Source organism: Pseudomonas sp. BNK-45, assembly GCF_047456255.1.
Lineage (GTDB): Bacteria > Pseudomonadota > Gammaproteobacteria > Pseudomonadales > Pseudomonadaceae > Aquipseudomonas.
Genome location: NZ_CP179909.1, coordinates 1,618,796 through 1,635,401, shown reverse-complemented (window position 1 = coordinate 1,635,401; position 16,606 = coordinate 1,618,796). Strand labels below are relative to the sequence as shown.

General features: G+C 65.3%; 14 protein-coding genes. 9 read left to right on the top strand and 5 right to left on the bottom strand.

The genetic code is table 11. The features are described from left to right. Positions 1–3: 3 nt before the first annotated feature. Entirely contained in the window at positions 4–795 is a 792-nt protein-coding gene (locus tag ACMGG8_RS07575) for a YfaP family protein (protein ID WP_060844747.1), read from the bottom strand. A gap of 597 nt (positions 796–1,392) precedes the next feature. Between ACMGG8_RS07575 and ACMGG8_RS07570 the strand changes: the two genes are divergently transcribed. The 9 genes from ACMGG8_RS07570 (at position 1,393) to ACMGG8_RS07530 (ending at position 13,837) form a co-directional block, all read left to right on the top strand. Beyond that, a complete protein-coding gene (locus ACMGG8_RS07570; RefSeq protein WP_414159386.1) occupies positions 1,393–2,964 on the top strand; it encodes a BCCT family transporter in 1,572 nt (523 codons plus the stop codon). Beyond that, the gene (locus ACMGG8_RS07565) at positions 2,961–4,262 is read left to right on the top strand and encodes an OprD family outer membrane porin (RefSeq protein ID WP_060841291.1); all 1,302 of its coding nucleotides are present in this window, start codon (positions 2,961–2,963) and stop codon (positions 4,260–4,262) included. The genes ACMGG8_RS07570 and ACMGG8_RS07565 overlap by 4 nt, the downstream gene beginning before the upstream one ends. 49 nt (positions 4,263–4,311) lie before the next feature. Beyond that, on the top strand, positions 4,312–6,318 hold the full coding sequence (locus tag ACMGG8_RS07560; protein ID WP_414159385.1) for a CocE/NonD family hydrolase: 2,007 nt from the start codon (positions 4,312–4,314) through the stop codon (positions 6,316–6,318). A 78-nt stretch (positions 6,319–6,396) separates the two neighbouring features. After that, positions 6,397–7,335: a LysR substrate-binding domain-containing protein gene (locus ACMGG8_RS07555; protein ID WP_060844752.1), complete on the top strand. Its 939-nt coding sequence runs from the start codon at positions 6,397–6,399 to the stop codon at positions 7,333–7,335. Positions 7,336–7,356: 21 nt separating this feature from the next. Then, positions 7,357–8,526 (top strand): MFS transporter, encoded by a 1,170-nt coding sequence (locus ACMGG8_RS07550; RefSeq protein ID WP_414159384.1) that lies wholly within the window; start codon positions 7,357–7,359, stop codon positions 8,524–8,526. A 190-nt stretch (positions 8,527–8,716) separates the two neighbouring features. Then, positions 8,717–8,959, top strand: a complete 243-nt coding sequence (locus ACMGG8_RS07545) for an exodeoxyribonuclease VII small subunit (RefSeq protein WP_011063724.1) — start codon at positions 8,717–8,719, stop codon at positions 8,957–8,959. Next, a complete protein-coding gene (gene ispA, locus ACMGG8_RS07540; protein WP_414159383.1) occupies positions 8,956–9,843 on the top strand; it encodes a (2E,6E)-farnesyl diphosphate synthase in 888 nt (295 codons plus the stop codon). The genes ACMGG8_RS07545 and ispA overlap by 4 nt, the downstream gene beginning before the upstream one ends. A gap of 101 nt (positions 9,844–9,944) precedes the next feature. Beyond that, positions 9,945–11,843 (top strand): 1-deoxy-D-xylulose-5-phosphate synthase, encoded by a 1,899-nt coding sequence (dxs, locus tag ACMGG8_RS07535; protein WP_414159382.1) that lies wholly within the window; start codon positions 9,945–9,947, stop codon positions 11,841–11,843. A gap of 101 nt (positions 11,844–11,944) precedes the next feature. Beyond that, entirely contained in the window at positions 11,945–13,837 is a 1,893-nt protein-coding gene (locus tag ACMGG8_RS07530) for a TonB-dependent receptor plug domain-containing protein (RefSeq protein ID WP_414159381.1), read from the top strand. Between the two features lie 67 nt (positions 13,838–13,904). On the opposite strand, the gene ACMGG8_RS07525 is transcribed toward ACMGG8_RS07530, so the two are convergent. From ACMGG8_RS07525 to ACMGG8_RS07510, 4 genes are all read right to left on the bottom strand, one after another. Continuing rightward, positions 13,905–14,702 (bottom strand): cobalamin-binding protein, encoded by a 798-nt coding sequence (locus ACMGG8_RS07525; protein WP_060844754.1) that lies wholly within the window; start codon positions 14,700–14,702, stop codon positions 13,905–13,907. Next, positions 14,702–15,121: a hypothetical protein gene (locus ACMGG8_RS07520; protein WP_047306283.1), complete on the bottom strand. Its 420-nt coding sequence runs from the start codon at positions 15,119–15,121 to the stop codon at positions 14,702–14,704. The genes ACMGG8_RS07525 and ACMGG8_RS07520 overlap by 1 nt, the downstream gene beginning before the upstream one ends. Further along, complete coding sequence (gene ribA / locus ACMGG8_RS07515; protein WP_060841299.1) at positions 15,118–15,735, bottom strand: GTP cyclohydrolase II; 618 nt, start codon at positions 15,733–15,735, stop codon at positions 15,118–15,120. Before ribA ends, ACMGG8_RS07520 begins: the two co-directional genes overlap by 4 nt. 113 nt (positions 15,736–15,848) lie before the next feature. Next, positions 15,849–16,604, bottom strand: coding sequence for a substrate-binding periplasmic protein (locus ACMGG8_RS07510; protein WP_108546144.1), 756 nt, complete (start codon positions 16,602–16,604; stop codon positions 15,849–15,851). Positions 16,605–16,606 lie beyond the last annotated feature (2 nt).

The following is a 16,606-nucleotide window of genomic DNA, read 5'->3' as shown; positions in this document are numbered from 1 at the left end:
TGTTCAATAGTTGAAAGACTTGACCAGCAACAGGTCGCCGATGGCCCGCATGGGCACGATAAAGGTCTCGCGTTTCTCATCGACGGTGTTTTCGTTAAGGATCAGGTTGATCTGCGAGGTGATCACCTCGTTCTGATTGCTGCCTTCGTCGAAGTTGTACCCGCCACTGCCGAAGTTGCCCCAGTAGTTGACGTAGATCAGATAGGTGCCCCGCAGCGGCGCGGTCATGGTGAACATCTCCGGGCCCGGGCCGTCGACGCCGTCCGGGTCCAGGCCGCCGCCATTGGTCAGGCCGGGATGGCCGAAGAAGGCGTGCTGGCCGTCGGGGGTGATGATGTGCATGTCCAGCTCGGCCTTGGGATCGTCCCAGCCCAGCACCACGCGGATCCGCGGCGGGGTCTTGTTCGGGTTGGCCTCGTAGAACTGCACGCGCTTGAGGGACTTGCCCTCTGAGCTGCGCACTTCGACGCTGTTGGAGCCGGCGCCAAACGCATAAGGGCGGGCGAAGCGGCCCTGTTCGTCGGTGTACAGATTCAGCGGATTGCCGTTGACCGACAGACTGTGGGGCTGGCGCAAATGGCCGATGGCCTTGAGCTGGCCCTCGATCAGGGTGCGATTGCGCTGGACGCCGCGGTCGATAGGTGGCGTCGGGTAGGCCACCCGGTCCTGCTCGGTACGGTCCAGCAAGCCGGAATAGCGCCAGCCGGCCAGGGGTTCCTGCAGCTCGGCGGAAGGCTCGGCGAGGGCCGTGCCGGCCAGCAGCAAGGTCAGCAGAAGGGAGGAGAAAACGCGCATGTAATGCGTCCTGCCATGCATGGGGAAACCCTGGCGCCAGATCCTCGGCGCGGCTGCAAATATTCACAATGGGAGCGCCCGGCGACAACGGGCGTTGGAAAGGCCGCAGATTAGCGATTTGGTGCCTGTTACACAATTGGCGAAAAGGGATTTTGCAGGGCAATCGACACCCCGCCGAATTCCGCCCCGCAAGTGCCATTACGGCGACATCACACCCCTGCAGAAAGGTGGCTTTAAGCCATTATTTGCCCGCCTCACAGGCCACCAAGCCCCGCCCTTAGTTCAAGTACGAATCTGCCCCGGAGCGTCCGCCTCTTCAGCACCCGCAGGCGTCCGGCCATCAACCACCGACGGCTTGCCGCTGGCCCCTGCGGCAAGCGCTCTGGAATGCCTGTTGCGCCCATCGACCCGGCCATCGCCCCTGGCAGCCGGGTGCCATCGCCCATTCCCTCAAGGAATGACCCCATACCCATTAGTCGATTGCCACCGCGCACCGCTCAACGCTTATCTAGGACCGTCGCAGCGCTGCACGGCGGCGCCCTGCAACTGCGGCCTCGCCTGGCCATAAAAAAGATAAGCAACGGGAGTGCCTCACTGATGAAGTATCCGTTAAGAGCCTGGGTCTTCTGGCCCACCTTCCTGATTCTGTTGGCAGCGGTGATTGCCAGTCACCTTGATCTGCAGGGTTTCCTGGCGGTGAGCAGGCAGCTCAACCGGATCATCCTCGACAACTTTTCCTGGCTGTTCAGTGCCGGCAGCTTCTTCCTCCTGGTACTGACTGCCATCGTCTACTTTTCGCCCCTGGGGCGGGTGCGCATCGGTGGCGAAGACGCCAAGCCCCTGCTGAGCAAGCCGCGCTGGTTCATGGTGGCCCTGTGCACCACCCTGGCGGTCGGCGTGCTGTTCTGGACCACCGCCGAGCCGCTCTATCACCTGTATGGCCCGCCCCCGAGCCTGAACATCGAAGCCGGCAGCAGCGAAGCCAAGCACTTCGCCATGTCCAGCATGTTCCTGCACTGGACCCTGACGCCCTACGCCATCTATCTGGTGCCCTCACTGGTGTTCGCCCTGGTTTTCTACAACCTGCGCGGCCACTTCTCCATCGGCGCCATGCTGCAGCCCCTGCTCGGCCAGGCATGGGTCAAGCGCCATGCCGGGCTGATCGACACCCTGGCGATGTTCGCCCTGGTGGCGGGCATGGCCTCTTCCCTGGGCACCGGCGCCCTGACCCTGTCCGGTGGCCTGAGCCAGTACATCGGCGGAGAAACCACACCGCTGCGCCTGGGACTGATCATCGCGGTGATCGTCGCCACCTTCGTGTTCTCCGCCGCCAGCGGCTTGCAGAAGGGCATCGTCAAGTTCTCCACCTTCAATACCTGGATCATGCTGGCCCTGGGGCTGTTCGTTCTGGTCTGCGGGCCGACCCTGTACATCTTCAGCCTCGGCATCGAGTCCTTCGGCACCTACCTGCAGACCTTCTTCGGCCGCAGCCTGTTCACCGGCGCGGCCAGTGGCGATAACTGGCCCCAGAGCTGGACGGTGTTCTACTGGTCGGTGTGGTTCGCCTGGGCCCCGGTGAGCGCCATGTTCCTCGGCAAGATCGGCCGTGGTTACACCGTGCGCGAGTTCATCCACATCTCCATGCTCTACCCAGCGCTGTTCACCGCCCTGTGGATCTGCATCTTCTCCGGCAGCAGCCTGTACTTCGACGCCCAGGGTGATGGGGTACTCAACCGCGTGCTCAACGAGCAAGGGGTGGAGCACGTGCTGTACCAGGTGTTCCAGCAGTTGCCGGCGAGCGGACTGATCATTGCCTTCCTGCTGTTCATTGCCTTCATTTCCTTCGTCACCGCTGCCGACTCCAGCACCGACGTCATCGGCAATCTATGCAGTCGCGGGGTCACTGCCGATTCCGATCTGGACGGCAGCCCGCTGCTCAAGGTGATCTGGGGCGCGATCATCGGCTGCGTGTCCTGGGTGATGGTGGCCTACGTCGGCATCGACGGGGTCAAGATGCTCTCCAACCTGGGCGGGCTGCCGGGCATGCTGATCGTCCTGCTCTCCAGCAGCGCACTGATCATCTGGATGAAAAACCCATCCTTGCTGACGCCGCCGCTGCCGGCGGACGAGCTCGGGGAAAGCCACTCGCCACGAGGGCCTACCCCATGAACGTCCGTCTCCTGATCCTGGGTGGCCTGGGCCTGACGCTGCTCTGCCCGGCGCTGGCCCACGCCAGTCAGGCGCAATCCCGGGGCTTTGTCGAAGACAGCCGAATCAACGGCCTGGTGCGCAACAACTACCGCAACAACGACCATCGTCAGTTGGACCTGGATGCCCGCGAATGGGGCCAGGGCCTGCAGCTGGACTACGCCTCCGGCTACACCCAAGGCACCCTGGGCTGGGGCCTGGATGCCCATGCCTATTTCGCCACCCGACTCGACAGCGGCGGCGGCCGGGCGCGCACCATGATGCTGGTCAGCGACAGCGACGGTAGCAGCCGCCGGGAATCGGCCACCGCCGGGGCCGCGCTGAAAATGCGCCTGTCCAATACCGAGCTCAAGTACGGCGACCTGCGGCCACAGACCCCGGTGCTGGCCCTGGCCGACAACCGGCTGATGCCGGCGACCGCCACCGGCCTGGCTTTCAGCAGCCGCGAGGTGGAAGGCCTGTTGCTGGAGGGCGGACACTTCACCGCCTCCCGGGACTTCAACCAGACCGGTCATCGGGGCGGTTTCCACGCCGGTTACGCCAGGGTCGAGGGCGGCGACGCCAGCTATCTGGGCGGCACCTACCAGTTGCATCCCCAGGTCGAACTGGGGCTCTACAGCTCGCGCTACCAGGATCTGTGGCGCCAGCATTACCTCAACCTCAACCTCGACCAGCCCCTGGACGCCGAGGATCGGCGCAGCCTGAACCTGGACTTGCGGCTCTATCGCTCCCTGGACGATGGCAAGGCCCTGGCCGGAGACATCGCGGTAACGGCCTGGTCGGCGGCGCTGGCCCTGAAGGAGGGTCCGCACACCGTGACCCTGGCCCACCAACGCATCCATGGCCAGCAGCCCTTCGACTACCTGGCCCTGAGTGGCGGCGGCTTCCACGGCTCGATCTACCTGGCCAACGCCTCGCTGATCGCCGACTTCAACGGCCCCGGCGAGCGCTCCTGGAGCCTGGGCTACCGACTCGACCTGGAGCACCTGGGCCTGCCCGGCCTGTCCTTGGGCACCCGCTACATCCGCGGCAGCCATGTCGACGGCCGGCGGATCCCCCGGGACAGCCCCTACCGCTACTACGCCGACAAGGAGCGCCAATGGGAGCGGGACATCGACCTGAGCTACCGGGTGCAGAGCGGCATCGCCAGGGACCTGTCCCTGAGCCTGCGCCAGGGCACCTACCGCATCCACGGAACCTCGAACGGCGATGTCGACCACATCCGCCTGGTCACCGAATACCCCTTCAGCCTGCTGTGATCCACCGCGCTCGGCCCGGTGCCGGCCCCTTTTTCGACTGGAGTAGCCCATGGACGTCATCCGCGACTTTCCCCATCCGATCCGCGAGATCGAGCACTGCCTGATCCCTCTGCGTGACGGCACCCAACTGGCCGCGCGTATCTGGCTGCCGGCCGATGCCGGCACCCGGCGTTACCCGGCGATCCTCGAATACCTGCCCTACCGCAAGCGCGACGGCACCGCCGTGCGCGATGCCCTGACCCACCCCTGGATGGCGGGCCAGGGTTACGCCTGCGTGCGCGTGGACATGCGTGGCAACGGCGAATCCCAAGGCTTGATGGCCGACGAGTACCTGCCGCAGGAACAACAGGACGCCCTGGAAGTGCTCGACTGGCTCTGCGCCCAACCCTGGTGCGACGGCAACCTGGGAATGATGGGCATCTCCTGGGGCGGCTTCAACGGCCTGCAGGTGGCCGCCCATCAACCCCCAGCGCTGAAAGCCATCATTACCCTGTGCTCCACCGACGACCGCTACGCCGACGACATTCATTACAAGGGCGGCAACCTGTTGATGGAGAACCAGGGCTGGGCCGCCACCATGCTCAACTTCAGCGCAGCCGTACCCGATCCGCTGCTGGTACCGGACTGGCAGGCGCAATGGCAGCAACGCCTGGACGCCATGCCGCTGCTGGCGGAAACCTGGCTGCAGCATCAGACCCGTGACGACTACTGGCGCCAGGGCTCGGTGTGCGAGGACTACGCGGCGATCAAGGCCGCGGTGTACTGCATCGGCGGCTGGGGCGATGCCTACAAGAACAGCGTGCCGCGCCTGATGCAGCACCTGAATGGCCCGAAGAAAGCCCTGCTCGGGCCCTGGATCCACAAGTACCCGCACTTTGCCGTGCCCAACCCGGCCATTGGTTTTCTCCAGGAGGCCAAGCGCTGGTGGGACCACTGGCTCAAGGGCATCGACAACGGGGTGATGGACGAGCCCGCCTGCACCTTCTACCTGCAGGACGCCGTGCCGCCCAAGGCCAGCTACGCCGAACGCCCGGGCGTCTGGGTCCGAACTGCCGGCTGGCCCGATCCACAGATCCAGTGGCAGAGCTTCAGCCTCAGCGTCAGCGGGCTCAGCGCAGGAGAGCAAGCGCTGAGCGAAAGACGCAGCATCTGCTCGCCCCTGACCACCGGCCTGCATCAGGGCGAGTACTGCGCCATCTGGTTCGGCCCGGACGGCCCCACCGACCAGCGCCGGGACGACGCCCACTCGCTGTGCTTCGACAGCCAGCCCTTGAGCGAGCCCCTGGCCTTGCTGGGTGATGTGCGCCTGGATCTGCGCCTGACCTCGGACCGGCCTTGCGGGCAGATCGTCGCCCGGCTCAATGCCGTGGCCCCGGACGGTCAGGTGGCGCAGATCTCCTACGGCACCCTGAACCTGTCGCTGCGCGACGACTTCGCCGTGGCCAGCCCACCCGAGCCCGGCGCGCCCCTGCAGGTGCGCTTCAACCTCGACCATGTCGGTTATCGCCTGCCGGCCGGCTATCGCCTGCGCCTGGCGTTGAGCACCGCCAGTTTCCCCTTGCTGTGGCCAGCCCGGGAGCTGACCACCCTGACCCTGCTGCCCGAGCTGCAGAGCGTGCAATTGCCGGTGTTCATCGGCAAACCCGTGGCGTGTTCGTTCGAAGCCCCGCAAAGCGCCCCGCCGGCCAACCTGGAAATCATCCGCGCCGCCGCCCCCAAGCGCACCCTCAGCGAAGACGTGGCCAGCGGCGAAGTCTGCGTGCGTATCGATGACGATCTGGGCGCCATGCGCTTGCTCGATCACGGCCTGTGGGTCGACCAGCGCTGCACCGAGCAATACCGCACCCTGCCCTGGGACCCGCTGTCGACCCGGGCCGACATCCAATGGCACTACCGGGCCGGCCGCGGCACCTGGTCGGTGGAGGTGGACAGCACCCTGGGCCTGCACGCCGACGCGCAATGGTTCTACCTGCGCGCCACCCAGGTTGCGCGACTCGATGGCCGGCAGATCCATCAACGCCAGTGGCACAAACGGATCGCCCGATCCACGCTGTAAAGCGTGGCAGGATGCCCAATCTCCGAGACACGGCGGGACGCTGGACACAGCGCCCGCCCCCTGCAGACTGGTACCCGCATGTCGCATCGAAACGTCGATCTGCCCCCTCTCAACTGCCTGCAGCCTTTCGAGGCCGTGGCCCGTCATTTGAGCTTTACCCGGGCCGCCCAGGAACTGAACCTGACCCAGAGCGCGGTCAGCCGCCAGATCAAGCGGCTGGAGGAAAACCTCGCCCGGCCGCTGTTCCACCGCCACAACCTGGGCATCAGCCTGACCCCGGCGGGCGAGCGCTACTTTCGCACCATCCAGCGCCTGCTGCGCGAGCTGGACCGCGAGTCCGCGGAACTGCGCCGCCGCGGCGCCGAGCGCCAACTGACCCTGGCCAGCACCCCGACCATCAGCTCGATCTGGCTGGCGCGCCTGCTGCCGGCGTTCCAGAGCCTGTATCCGGAGCTGGACATCCGCATCCTCTGCAGTGAAAGCCCCTTGCACCTGGATGTCAGCGAGTACGACCTGGGACTGTTCTATCACCTGGACGAGTTGCCGGCGCCCCTGGGCCTGGAGCTGACCCCGGTCTTTGCCGGGGAGCAGGTGATCTGCGTCTGCAGCCCGGACTACCTGAGCCGCAAGGGGCCGATTCGCGACCCGCAACACCTGCTGCAGGAGCACCGGCTGCTGATCGTCGAGGACCACTATCACGACTGGCTGACCTGGTCCGACTGGTTCAGCGCCGTGGGCGCGACCTATCACTCCCCGCAACACGCCCTGCGCACCAACAGCTACCAGTTGCTGATGCAGTCGGCGGTGATGGGCCAGGGCGTGGCCCTGGGCTGGGAAAGCCTGTTGCAGGACGAACTCGCCGCCGGACGCCTGCAACGCGCGCTACCGCAGCGCATGCCCAGCCGCGGGCGCCTGAACCTGATGCAACCGCACCACCGCAATCCGCCCACCGCCGTGCGCCGCTTTCGCCAATGGCTGCTGGAGCATGCCCAACTGGCCCACGAAACCGGTCCTTGACCGCCCAGACCTGACGACTTCATGAACCTGACCCTGCTGACATTTCCCGCGCTGTACTGCGCCACCCTCCTGATGCTCACCGGCAACGGGCTGTTCTTCAGCTATATCGGCCTGCGCCTGACCGGCGACGGGGTTGGTGAACTGTGGATCGGCGGCCTGACTGCGGCCTACTACGCCGGCATGGTCGGCGGCGCCAAGTTCGGCCATCGGATGATCGCCGCGGTTGGCCACATCCGTTCCTACGTCGCCTGCGCAGGTGCCGCGACCATGATCGTGCTCCTGCACATGCTGTTCGAGGCGCTGTGGCTGTGGCTGGCGCTGCGCTTCATCACCGGCCTGGTGATGATGAACCAGTACATGGTGATCGAAAGCTGGCTCAACGAGCAGGCAGGCAACCAGCAGCGTGGCGCGGTATTCGCCGGCTACATGGTGGCGGTGTCCCTGGGCCTGATCCTCGGCCAGGGGGTGCTGATCTGGCGCCCCGAGCTGGACTTCAAGCCGCTACTGATCGTCGCCCTGTGTTTCGCCGCCTGCCTGTTGCCCGTCGCCCTGACCCGGCGCCTGCACCCGGCCAGACTGGAGGCGGCGCCGCTGCACATCGGTTTTTTCTGGCAGCGGGTGCCGCAAGCCCTGAGCACGGTATTTGTCACCGGGCTGCTGGTGGGTTCGTTCTATGCCCTGGCACCGGTGTTCATCACCTTGAGCGGCCTGGACACGGCCCAGGCCGGCACCTTTGTCGCCGTGACGATTCTCGCCGGCCTGTGCGGCCAGTGGCCGCTCGGCTGGCTTTCGGATCGCCTCGACCGCGCGCGGCTGATCCGCGCCTGCGCACTGCTGCTGTGCCTGGTGAGCGTGCCTTTGTGGGGGCTGTTCAGCCTGTCGTTCACCTGGATGTTGCTGTTCGCCTGCCTCAGCGGCCTGCTGCTGTTCAGCCTCTACCCACTGGCGGTCGCCCTGGCCAACGAGCACATCGAACAATCCCGACGCGTGGCCCTGAGCGCCATGCTCCTGGCCACCCACGGTGTTGGCGCCTGCCTGGGCCCCTTGCTCAGCGGCGCCCTGATGGACCTCTACGGGCACCACGTTTTCTACCTGATGTTTTCGGCGTTCGCCCTGCTGCTGGCCTGGCGGGTACAACCGAGCAAGGTCAGCGAGGAATTTCGGGGCGAGGCCGATACCGGTTCCCCCTGATACCGCCGCGGTGCAAGTGAAGGTCAAGCCGGATCGCTCGCCAAAGCCCCTCCAAAACGCCTCCTTGCACCGGCCCGCAGGGCGCCTGACGCCACCCGGGTCCGGGTGTGCCAGCGAGCGCTTCTCATTTGCCCGAAACCCCGGTGTCTGCTAGTGTCGCGCCGGTTTAACGTCAACCGGGATAGCCGCCATGGCCCGCAAAAAAGCTGCCTTAGATTTCGAACAATCCCTCGCCGACCTGCAAACCCTGGTCGAGCGTCTGGAGAACGGCGAGCTGTCGCTGGAAGACTCGTTGACCGCCTTTGAACAAGGCATCGGCCTGACCCGTGATTGCCAGGCCGCCCTGGCCCAGGCCGAGCAGAAGGTGCAGATCCTGCTGGAACGCGACGGCGAACTGGCCGAACAACCCTTCGATGCGGAACAGCCAGAATGATTGCCGCTTATCAGGCCGCCAGCCAGGCCCGCGTCGACGCTGCAATGCACACCCTGTTCACCGCTCCCAGCCCCGAACTTGCCCGTCTTTATGAAGCCATGCGCTACAGCGTGATGAATGGCGGCAAGCGCGTGCGCCCGCTGCTGGCCTATGCCGCCTGCGAGGCCCTGGGCGGCCGGCCCGAACAAGCCAACGGCGCGGCCTGCGCGGTGGAACTGATTCACGCCTACTCCCTGGTCCACGACGACCTGCCGGCCATGGACGATGACGATCTGCGGCGCGGCCAGCCCACCACCCACAAAGCCTTCGACGAAGCCTGCGCGATCCTCGCCGGCGACGGCCTGCAGAGCCTGGCGTTCAGTGCCCTGCTGGACCCGAGCCTGAGCGACGCCAGCGCCGAGATCCGGCTGCGCATGGTCACCACCCTGGCTCAGGCCGCAGGCCCGGCGGGCATGGTGGGCGGTCAGGCCATCGACCTGGGCTCGGTAGGCCTCAAGCTCGATCAGCAAGCCCTGGAATACATGCATCGGCACAAGACCGGCGCGCTGATCGAAGCCAGCGTGATCCTCGGCGCCCTGGCCAGCGGCCGGGCCGAGAAAGACGAGCTCAAATCCCTGCAGACCTACGCTCAGGCTGTCGGCCTGGCGTTCCAGGTGCAGGACGACATCCTCGACGTCGAAAGCGATACCGCCACCCTGGGCAAGCGCCAGGGCGCCGACATCGCCCGGGACAAACCGACCTACCCGGCACTGCTGGGGCTGGCCGCGGCCAAGGAATACGCCCTGGAGCTGCGGGACCAGGCGCTGCATGCGCTGCGTCCGTTTGACGCAGCGGCCGAGCCCCTGCGCGAGCTGGCGCGGTATATCGTCGAGCGCCGCCACTGATCGACGCGCCGCATATCGGCCAAGTTCGGCGCTCTGCGTGGGCAGCTTGCGATGCATAAGGTAAACTGCCGCCTCTTTCTATACCTATAACGATTCGCCTGATGCCCACGACGTTTCATGAGATTCCCCGCAAACGCCCGACCACGCCGCTGCTCGACCGTGCCCAGACGCCGGACGGCCTGCGCCGGTTAGGTGAAGCCGAGCTGGAAACCCTGGCCGATGAATTGCGCCTGGAATTGCTCTACACGGTCGGCCAGACCGGCGGGCACTTCGGTGCCGGCCTCGGCGTCATCGAGCTGACCATCGCGTTGCATTACGTGTTCGACACCCCGGACGACCGGCTGGTGTGGGACGTGGGTCACCAGGCGTATCCGCACAAGATCCTCACCGGTCGTCGCGAACAGATGGCCACCCTGCGCCAGAAAGACGGCCTGGCGGCCTTCCCGCGGCGCTCCGAGAGCGAGTACGACACCTTCGGCGTCGGCCACTCCAGCACCTCCATCAGTGCCGCGCTGGGCATGGCCATCGCCGCCCGCCTGCAGCACAGCGAGCGCAAGGCCATCGCGGTGATCGGCGACGGCGCCCTGACCGCGGGCATGGCCTTCGAGGCGCTGAACCACGCGCCGGAAGTGGACGCCAACATGCTGGTGATCCTCAACGACAACGACATGTCGATCTCGCGCAATGTCGGCGGGCTGTCCAACTACCTGGCCAAGATTCTCTCCAGCCGCACCTACGCCAGCATGCGCGAAGGCAGCAAGAAAGTGCTGTCGCGCCTGCCCGGTGCCTGGGAAATCGCCCGCCGCACCGAAGAATACGCCAAGGGCATGCTGGTGCCCGGCACCCTGTTCGAAGAGCTGGGCTGGAACTACATCGGCCCCATCGACGGCCACGACCTGCCGACCCTGATCGCCACCCTGCGCAACATGCGCGACCTCAAGGGCCCGCAGTTCCTGCATGTGGTGACCAAGAAGGGCAAGGGCTTCGCCCCGGCGGAAGTCGACCCGATCGGCTACCACGCCATCACCAAGCTGGAACCCCTGGATGCTCCGGCGGCCGCGCCGAAAAAGGCCGGCGGTCCGAAGTACTCCGGCGTGTTTGGCGAGTGGCTGTGCGACATGGCCGCCGCCGACCCGCGCCTGGTGGGCATCACCCCGGCAATGAAGGAAGGCTCGGACCTGGTGGCCTTCAGCGAGCGTTTCCCGCTGCGCTATTTCGACGTGGCGATTGCCGAGCAGCATGCGGTGACCCTGGCGGCCGGCATGGCCTGCGAAGGCGCCAAGCCGGTGGTGGCGATCTACTCCACCTTCCTGCAGCGCGGCTATGACCAACTGATCCACGACGTGGCGGTGCAGAACCTCGACGTGCTGTTCGCCATCGACCGCGCCGGACTGGTGGGCGAAGACGGCCCGACCCACGCCGGCAGCTTCGACCTGTCTTACCTGCGCTGCATCCCCGGCATGCTGGTGATGACGCCGAGCGACGAGAACGAGTTGCGCAAGATGCTCAGCACCGGGCACCTGTACAACGGCCCCGCCGCCGTGCGCTACCCGCGCGGCACCGGCCCCAACGCGCCGATCGACAAGGACCTGGAACCGATCCAGATCGGCAAGGGCGTGATCCGTCGCCAGGGCAAACAGGTCGCGTTGCTGGTGTTCGGCGTGCAACTGGCCGAAGCCCTGCAAGTGGCCGAGAAGCTCGACGCCACCGTGGTCGACATGCGTTTCGTCAAACCCCTGGATGAAGCCCTGGTGCGCGAGATCGCCGGCAGCCATGAACTGCTGGTGACCATCGAAGAGAACGCCATCATGGGCGGCGCCGGTGGCGCGGTCAGCGAGTTTTTGGCCCGCGAAAGCATCCTCAAGCCGATCCTGCACCTGGGCTTGCCCGACGCCTACGTCGAGCACGCCAAACCGGCGCAGATGCTTGCCGAATGCGGGCTCGACGAAGCCGGCATCGAAGCCTCGGTGCGCCAGCGCCTGGAGTTGCTGGGCCTGTAATCGCCACACGCGACTGCGGACGCCCGCCACGCAGGCGTCCGCTGCACGACCTGCCCTTTCGCTGCCCGCGGCCAAGGCCGCAGTGCGCTAATGGAATAGCCATGCAACTTGCTCGCTTTGCCCTGCCCCTTTGCCTCCTGCCTTGTACCGAACTTCTGGCCGAGCCCCTTGAGCGCGACCAGGCCCTGAAACTGCCCGAGATGCTGATCAGTGCCAACCGACAGGTGGATGCTCGCAACGACAGCAGCGCGGCGAACACGGTATTCACCCGGGAAGATATCGACCGCCTGCAACCCACCAGCCTGACCGACCTGCTGCAACGGGTGCCCGGGGTGCAGGTTGCCCAGAGCGGCGGACGCGGCAACCTGCCGAACATCTTCATTCGCGGCACCAACTCGGCCCAGAGCCTGGTGCTGGTGGATGGCCAGCGCATCAGCAGTTCATCCTCCGGCGACAGCAACCTGCAATTCATCAGCGTCGAGCAGATCGAGCGGGTGGAAGTGCTGCGCGGCTCGCGCTCGGTGATCTACGGCAGCGATGCCATTGGCGGGGTAATCCAGATCTTCACCCGGCGCGGCGCCGACTCGGGACTGCACGGGCGCATGCGCATCGCCGCCGGCAGCAACCAGACCTGGGAGCGCAGCCTGGGACTGTCCGGCGGCGACGCCCAGACCCGATTCAGCCTCGGCGCCAACCTGGATGAAAGTGCCGGCATCGACTGGACTCGCCCGTCGTTTCCCAGCGATGCCGACCACGATGGCTATCGCAACAGGTCCCTGAGCCTGACCCTCAGCCACGCCTTGAGCGATGACCTGGAGCTGGGTTTCAACCTGCTGGATAACCGTGGTCGCAGCCGCTATGACAACCCTTTCGGACGCTACGACTCCAACTACAACGTCTTCGCCCAAGACCCTTACACCGACTTCAGTGTCAGCAGCCTCAGCGGCTATCTCGACGCGAACATCCATGACAACTGGCAATCGCGGGTGGAGCTCGGACACAGCGAAAACCGTGACCTCAAGCGCGACAAGCTCAGTGATGAGCGCAGCGTGTTCAATACCTACCGCGACTCGCTGAACTGGCAGAACGATCTGCGCCTGGATGAAGACAACAGCCTGATCTTGGGGGCGGACTGGTACGAGGATCGACTCAACACCAGCCCGGTCCGCTTTGCCGAAGGCCGCCGCTGGAACCGCGCCGCCTTTATTCAGCATCGTTTTCACGGCGACAGTTTTTCCACCGAACTGGGTCTGCGCCGCGACCAGAACCAGCAGTACGGCAGCCAGAACACCTGGAGCGGCACCTTCACTCTGCCGCTGAATCCGGACAACGACCTGCTGCTGTCCTACAGCGAAGGCTTTCGGGCGCCGAATTTCAGCGACCTGTATTACCCGGGTTTCAGCAACCCGGCCCTCAAGCCGGAACACTCAAAGAGCTATGAGTTGCAGTGGCGCAGCCAGCTGACGCCAGACAGCCGCCTGGAAGCCTCGATCTACCGTACCGATATCAAGGACGCGATTATTTATGACCGCGTCGCCCAGCGCCCGGAAAACGTCGGCGCCGCGAGGATCAACGGTTTCGAGGCAACCCTGAAACAAACACTGTTCGGCTGGCAAAGCAGCCTCGGTGCCGCGTTCATCGACCCGCGCAATCGTCAGGATGGCCATCAACTGCCACGTCGAGCCCGCCGTACCTTGAATCTGGATCTGGACCGGCAATTCGGCGACCTGGCGTTCGGCGCCAGCTGGCAATTGGTGAGCAGGAGTTATGAAGACCTGAGCGTGAAGAAACAGGTGCCTGTGGGCGGCTATGGCGTGTTCGGGCTGCGCGGTAGCTGGGCAGTCAATCAGGAACTCAAGCTGGACCTGAAGCTCGACAACCTCTTCGACAAGGCCTATAGCCGCGCGCTCTACGAGTACGACGGCAACGATTATGGCTACCGCACCGAAAGCCGCGCCTGGATGTTCGGCGTGACCTGGTCGCCCGAGTTGTAACCCCCCGCCCTCGCCCACACACCGGCTCCTGCAGAACCCGTAGGAGCCGGCTTGCCGGCGAAGGGGCTCAGCGCTCAGGCGCGATCAACGCACAGAGCTTGGCCGTCGCCGCGATCATCTGCCCGCTGGGTCGCTCCAGCCCCTTGTCCCTCACCAACAACAGCCGCCCCTGCTGCACCGCCGCAATCTGCGGCCAGGCTTTCCAGGCATCCAGCTGCCCTTGCGCGGTGGCCAGGATTGCCTGCGGGTTGCGCTGCAACACCGATTCGATGCTGACCTGGGGGGCCGGCAACGACTGGTCGGCAAACACATTGCGGGCGCCACAGACGCTCAGGGCTTCGCTGATGATCTGGCCACCGCCCACGGTATACAGCGGCCGGTCCCAGACCTGGTAGAACACCGGCAACGCCGGTTCGCGGTGATAGCGTGCACGCAAACCGGCCAGTTGCCCGTCCAACTCGGCGGCCAGTTTACGAGCGGCCGCCGAGCGCCCCAGACGCTCGCCGATTTCGGCGATCTGCGCCGTCAGTTGCTTGAAATCATGAGGCTCGGCGACATAAGTGGGGATCCCCAGGCGCGCCAGTTGATCGCGCTGGGCCGGGCCGACGCTGCCCGGCCAGAGCAATAGCAAATCCGGTCGAAGGCTCAGCAGACGCTCGATATCCAACTGGCCATAACGCCCTACCGAAGGCAGGTCCTTGAGCGGTGCCGGCCGCTCACCGGCATCCAGCACGCCCACCAGCAAGTCGGAAGCCCCCAGCTCGACGACGATTTCCGAGAGCGACGGCGCCAGGCTGACCACCCGCTGCGCCGCCAGTGCCGGTGTGCCGACCAGCAGGCACAGGACCGCCAGCCAGCGCCACATCAGCCGAGCTGACGAGGAATACGGTAGAGGTAGAACAGCACGGCGGTGGACAGGGCCAGGAGCATCAGCGGCACCGCTTCCAGGCCGACGAACACCGCCAGGGCACCGATCCAGGCTGGCAAGGATGCCGCCAGGAAGGCGGCACGACGACGGGCCGCCAGGGTGATCCAGGCGGCAGGCTCCTCAGGGGTATCCAGGGCCTTGCCGGCGGCGATCAAGGCATGTTTATAGCCGTTGAAAAAACGCAGGCTGACGAACATCGAGGCCGTACCGGCGATAAAGAATGGCATCGCCAGCACCGGCATCAGGGCCTCGCCCTGGCCAAACACCAGGTTGATCACAAACAGCGGCAGCAAGGCCAGGGCCAGGTACTGCCACCAACTGACGGCCAGGCGCCGCTTGACTTGGCCCCGAGTCACGCGCGGTCGACCTCGCCCTGATGCTCATTGCCCATCATGTGGTCGAGCTTGCTGGCCTTGGTCGCCAGGTACAGCTTGTTGTGGGGGTTGTGCCCGGTGTGCAGCGGCACCCGCTCGGCAACCTGGATGCCCATGTCGGTCAACGCCTTGACCTTGCGCGGGTTGTTGGTCATCAGCCGCAGGGACTTGACCCCCAGATGCTCGAGCATCGGCAGGCACATGGCGTAGTCACGCTGGTCCGCGGCAAAGCCCAGACGCTCGTTGGCTTCCACGGTATCGGCGCCGCCATCTTGCAGCTCGTAGGCGCGGATCTTGTTCAGCAGGCCAATGCCGCGACCTTCCTGACGCAGGTACAGCAGCACCCCGCGACCTTCCCGGGCGATGGCCCGCAGCGCGGCTTCCAGTTGCGAGCCGCAATCGCAACGCTGGCTGAACAAGGCGTCGCCGGTCAGGCATTCGGAGTGCAGGCGGCCGAGAACCGGCGCGCCATCGGCGATGTCCCCCAGGCTGAGCACCACGTGCTCGCGACCGGTGGCTTCATCAAGAAAACCATGCATGGTGAATTGCGCAAAAGGCGTAGGCAGCTTGGAAGCGGCAACAAAAACGACGGGCACTGTTGTGCTCCTGATCTGTATGAGGACTGGAGATTCGCAGAGGCGGCATTGTAACAGCAGCCTCTACTGCACGCTTAGGCTGAATTATCGGAGATAAAGATCGATAAGTTTGATCAACGGACCGCCGGCTGCCGGCTCTCGTCAAAGGGATAAGGCTGCTTCCAACGCTGGAAGATCGGGCGCAGGACCCCGTCTTTCACCAACTGCTCCATGCGCCGGTCATACAGGGCCAGCAGGGTACGACCGCGGGGGTTGTCGGCAAAGCCCAGGTACAGGGGCAGCTCGGCCAGGTGGCTGATCTTGAACTGACTCGGGTCCTGGGCTTGCGCGAGCACGTAGCTGATCTCGGTCTGGGCGTCGATGTAATAGTCGGCCCGGCCGTACTGCAACATCGGCAGGATGCCGATGCGCCGGCGAATCTCGTTGTAGCGCCGGGCATTGGGCAGGTAGTCCTGGTACTTGTAGCCACGCACCCAGACCAGACGGTAACTGCCGAGGTTGGCCAGGGTCAGCTCGGGATGGCTGGCCAGCCCCAGGGAGTAGATGTGGTCGGTGTCGTAGTTCCAGCGCGGGTAAAGCAACCCGGGAGATTCGTCGCGATAGGCGCCCACTTGCGCATCCGCTTCACCACGCTGCACCAGGCCCACCGAGCGGGTGTAAGGCACGCTGCTGCGCTCGATGCGCACCCCTTGGGGCTCGAACACTTCCCGCAGAATGTCCCAGGCCAGGCCTTCGCCATTGGCTTCGGTGTACTGGCTCCATTCTTCACTGGCGATGCGGATCTGCTGGGGTTGCGCCTGCAACTCATTGGCCCGGACGCCGCAGCTCCAGACAACCAGCAATACCAGCAGCACGCGGCGCACATCCATGC

What these genes read in the sequence shown, in the direction of transcription:
- ACMGG8_RS07575 (WP_060844747.1), bottom strand. Translation starts at nt 795, where the DNA reads ATGCGCGTTTTCTCCTCCCTTCTGCTGACCTTGCTGCTGGCCGGCACG.
- ACMGG8_RS07570 (WP_414159386.1), top strand. Translation starts at nt 1,393, where the DNA reads ATGAAGTATCCGTTAAGAGCCTGGGTCTTCTGGCCCACCTTCCTGATT.
- ACMGG8_RS07565 (WP_060841291.1), top strand. Translation starts at nt 2,961, where the DNA reads ATGAACGTCCGTCTCCTGATCCTGGGTGGCCTGGGCCTGACGCTGCTC.
- ACMGG8_RS07560 (WP_414159385.1), top strand. Translation starts at nt 4,312, where the DNA reads ATGGACGTCATCCGCGACTTTCCCCATCCGATCCGCGAGATCGAGCAC.
- ACMGG8_RS07555 (WP_060844752.1), top strand. Translation starts at nt 6,397, where the DNA reads ATGTCGCATCGAAACGTCGATCTGCCCCCTCTCAACTGCCTGCAGCCT.
- ACMGG8_RS07550 (WP_414159384.1), top strand. Translation starts at nt 7,357, where the DNA reads ATGAACCTGACCCTGCTGACATTTCCCGCGCTGTACTGCGCCACCCTC.
- ACMGG8_RS07545 (WP_011063724.1), top strand. Translation starts at nt 8,717, where the DNA reads ATGGCCCGCAAAAAAGCTGCCTTAGATTTCGAACAATCCCTCGCCGAC.
- ispA (WP_414159383.1), top strand. Translation starts at nt 8,956, where the DNA reads ATGATTGCCGCTTATCAGGCCGCCAGCCAGGCCCGCGTCGACGCTGCA.
- dxs (WP_414159382.1), top strand. Translation starts at nt 9,945, where the DNA reads ATGCCCACGACGTTTCATGAGATTCCCCGCAAACGCCCGACCACGCCG.
- ACMGG8_RS07530 (WP_414159381.1), top strand. Translation starts at nt 11,945, where the DNA reads ATGCAACTTGCTCGCTTTGCCCTGCCCCTTTGCCTCCTGCCTTGTACC.
- ACMGG8_RS07525 (WP_060844754.1), bottom strand. Translation starts at nt 14,702, where the DNA reads ATGTGGCGCTGGCTGGCGGTCCTGTGCCTGCTGGTCGGCACACCGGCA.
- ACMGG8_RS07510 (WP_108546144.1), bottom strand. Translation starts at nt 16,604, where the DNA reads ATGGATGTGCGCCGCGTGCTGCTGGTATTGCTGGTTGTCTGGAGCTGC.